Below are 3,209 nucleotides of genomic sequence, written 5' to 3'. Positions count from 1 at the left end.
CTAGGCAGTTTCGTTTGGATCAGTCGGTCGTTGGTCCGGGTGTGCCGTTGACTGATGCGCAGTGGGCGCGGATCGAGCCGTTGCTCCCGGACCGGACACCGAAGCGGGGTGGGCGCTGGCGGGATCATCGCCAGATGATCGACGCGATCGCCTACAAGTTCCAGACCGGCACGCAGTGGGTGCACCTGCCGGAGAGGTACGGCAACTGGCGGGGCGTCTACAACCGGTTGCGGATGTGGGCCTTGGACGGCACCTGGGAGCGGGTGTTCACCGCCCTGGTTGCCCAGGCCGACGCGGATGAGGACCTGAGCTGGGCCGTGTCGGTGGACTCCACGATCGTGCGGGCTCACCAGCACGCGGCCGGAGCTCGTAAAAAGGGGCCCCGGTCGGCGAGCCGGACGACCACGCCATCGGTCGCTCCCGCGGCGGGCTGACCACGAAAATTCACCTTGCTGCCGATGCCCGCTGTCGGCCGCTCGCGTTCGTCCTCACCGCCGGACAGGCCGGCGACGCGCCCGCCTTCGCTGGTGTCATGGCCCGCCTGCGTGTTCCTCGACGGCGCGGTCGTCCGCGCACCAGGCCGGACGTAGTCCTGGCCGACAAGGCCTACTCATCTCGCGCGATCCGCGCCCACCTGCGCAAACGCGGTATCCGGGCGGTGATCCCCATCCCGGCGGACCAGCGGAACCACCGGCTGCGACGCGGCAGCCAAGGCGGCAGGCCACCGGCCTTCGACCGTGAAGCCTACAAGCAGCGCAACACCGTCGAGCGGTGCATCAACCGCCTCAAGCAGTGGCGCGGCATCGCCACCCGCTACGAGAAGACCGCCACCATCTACCTGGCCGGACTCCACATTGCTGGCATCTTCCTATGGTCTGCCCGCTGAGAGAAAGGCAGCTCACGGCCGGAGGCGTTCCGCCTGCGGATCGAAGCAGACAAGTCCATGCTCGCGAGCCAGCGCAGAGGCGTACTCGGACACCTCCTCAGCCTTGCCATAAGACATGAGCAGGTACACCATCGGCCCCGATGCCTCCCCAATGACCGGCGGTGACGCCCATACGCCACTGCCCTCGTCGTCCGGGTACCGCGCGACGAGGGCTTCCACGTAGGCCACGATGCGCGGCACCGGAGGTACGACAACATCGTCCGACTCTAGGTAGCGCTCGAAGAGCTCGTCGTAGGTCGAGCCCGCTTGGCCGTCGTTGAGTGGACGGTCGCCGTCCCACACCGCAAGGTCATAGCTCACCAGCGCATCGTCGCAGGCGGCAGCTCCATCGGAATCAGCAGGCCCTGAAATCGAACCGTCACCAAGTGATCCGAAAGAGAGCTCCTAGTCGCCGCCTTCTGCGTCTCTTGCACGCCGTAAACGATCACACCACCGCCGCTGTTCGCCATGGCCGCGACATCCTTTGGGAAGTCTGTCTGCGGCAGACCTTTGGCGGGCGGCAGCTCGGACTTCCAGTCCAAGTCGCTGCGTTCCGTCACGCCATCTGTTACGGCGGCGTCCAGGATGTCACCGGTCAGTGGCCCAGGCGCGAGCCCGAGCATGCGGTGAAGTGGCGTGAAAGGCATGGCGCAAGCTTAGGAAAGCCCTCTGTGCCCTGTCCTCCTGAAGCTGCCACGAAGTGACCAGTAGCTCCAGGACGGCAGCGCTGCCGGCCGGGATCCGCCCGACCGGGGGCCGCATACGCAGCGGCCGCTCTCACCCCCGGAGCGTTCGGGCTACGCGAGCGGGGCATTGGCGCCGGTGAGGTCTTCGACCACACCGGGGTCGAGCTCCGCGGCGCGATCCCGCAGACGTTTCTGCTGCGCAGGGGTCAGGCCGAGCTCGTCGTCGAAGGCGAGGCGTTCGAGGGCGGCGGCGACGTAGCCGGGCGCGGCTGCTGCCAGCGCCTGGCGCATGGCCTCGCCGACAACGTCTGCCGGGGGCAGGCTGGCGGAGTAGTGCGCGGCGATGCCATATGTCTCGGCCGCGCGCGTGTTGATTCGCCCCAGCGCGGCCTGCATATTGGCGTCACCCTGGTCGGCACGCAGGACGAGGTCCACCTGGTCGCGGCCGTTGGCGGCAGCAGTCACCGGTCGGAGACCAGACGCAGTCGGCCGCTCAGGGGCAGTCTCCTGTACCACCTCGGCGGCCGGGGTGTCCTTGGGCCTGCGTCGCAGCTTCTCCTTAAACCGGCGTGCCCCGTCCTTGAGGTACGGGGTGGCAACCTCCACGGCGGCGACCGTCACGGTTTGAGCAACCTCAACCGCAGTGTCGGTGACGCAGTTGACGAGAAGATTCCTTAGGCCGTCCCTGTAGCCCTCGTCGTACCGGTCGTCGGCGTCGAAGAGTTCGGCCTGGGCAACGAGCGAGTTGTCCCGGTCATCGCGGGCGGTACCCCGCATACCGCCGGAGGAGGCACGGGAGCGGTCGAGGTGGGTGCCGGCGGGGAACTCGACCCGCATGAACTTTCGATTCAGTTGGGGCCGTTGATAGTTGGACATGACGGAACTGTAGGAGGCCGCACCGACAGCGCGGCCGTTTTCAGAGATCGCCATCAGTCGTCGCTGAGGAGGTCCCTCGTCCTCGCTCCGCTCGAGTGCCTCGTCCGTAGCCCTATCGTGCCGATCCTCTCGCGTCGGCGGCGAGGAACGTGCCTGATGTGCCTGCACAAGCTATGGGCTTGTGACCAGCGGTTGCACTTGACAGATGCAGATAAGGCCGCTGGTAGGGTCGGTGGGTGGTCTTCTGTTGCGGTGCACGAAGGCGGGGATGCCGACTTCACAGACGAGCTCAGTTCCGGTACAGCGTAGCCGAATCTCGTACGGCCCCGTCGCATGCTCGACAGCATTCGCGACAAGCTCCGAGACAGCCAGCACCGCATCGCTGACCAATTCGCCTTCATGACCGAGCTGATCGAGAGCCGACTCCATTGCCGTGCGAGCCTGCGACGTCGCATTGTGAGTGCAACTGCTCCAGCGTCATACGACCCACGTTGCAGCTTCCCGGGCGGGGTTCCGGATCATCGCCGCCCACCCCGAGCTGCGTGCCGCCCGCGCACGACACGTCGGTGACGGCCTCGCCCCGGTCCGACATACTCGCGCACGCCAACACCGGCGAACGGGCCAGAGACCACAACAGATGGCAGCAGCAGAAAAGCGATGAACAAGAGCGGTGTCACGGTGAACGCCTCCAGTGATCGCGAACGGTCCACGACCACGACACC

At 66.7% G+C, this 3,209-nt stretch carries 4 protein-coding genes and 1 pseudogene; 1 reads left to right on the top strand and 4 read right to left on the bottom strand.

The annotated features are described in order from the left end of the window. Window positions 1-14: 14 nt before the first annotated feature. Window positions 15-886 (top strand): IS5 family transposase gene (locus GCU69_RS29130; protein ID WP_408055805.1). Its coding sequence is split into 2 segments (ribosomal slippage): window positions 15-398 and window positions 401-886, totalling 870 coding nucleotides; the frame shifts between segments, so codons are not numbered across the junction. Window positions 887-898: 12 nt separating this feature from the next. Here GCU69_RS29130 and GCU69_RS29125 read toward each other — a convergent pair. The 4 genes and pseudogenes from GCU69_RS29125 to GCU69_RS29110 form a co-directional block, all read right to left on the bottom strand. Then, window positions 899-1,246, bottom strand: coding sequence for a hypothetical protein (locus tag GCU69_RS29125; RefSeq protein ID WP_156206302.1), 348 nt, complete (start codon window positions 1,244-1,246; stop codon window positions 899-901). Next, on the bottom strand, window positions 1,243-1,572 hold the full coding sequence (locus GCU69_RS34175; RefSeq protein ID WP_235978771.1) for an AlbA family DNA-binding domain-containing protein: 330 nt from the start codon (window positions 1,570-1,572) through the stop codon (window positions 1,243-1,245). Before GCU69_RS34175 ends, GCU69_RS29125 begins: the two co-directional genes overlap by 4 nt. A gap of 150 nt (window positions 1,573-1,722) precedes the next feature. Further along, entirely contained in the window at window positions 1,723-2,487 is a 765-nt protein-coding gene (locus GCU69_RS29115) for a hypothetical protein (RefSeq protein ID WP_156207671.1), read from the bottom strand. A gap of 171 nt (window positions 2,488-2,658) precedes the next feature. Further along, a pseudogene (locus tag GCU69_RS29110) lies at window positions 2,659-2,928 on the bottom strand (ATP-binding protein); the annotation flags it as partial. Window positions 2,929-3,209 lie beyond the last annotated feature (281 nt).

This window comes from Streptomyces lycii (assembly GCF_009735685.1).
Classification (GTDB): Bacteria; Actinomycetota; Actinomycetes; order Streptomycetales; family Streptomycetaceae; genus Streptomyces; species Streptomyces lycii.
Note: the sequence above shows the minus strand (reverse complement) of the source record. Positions and strands in the feature narration are given on the sequence as shown.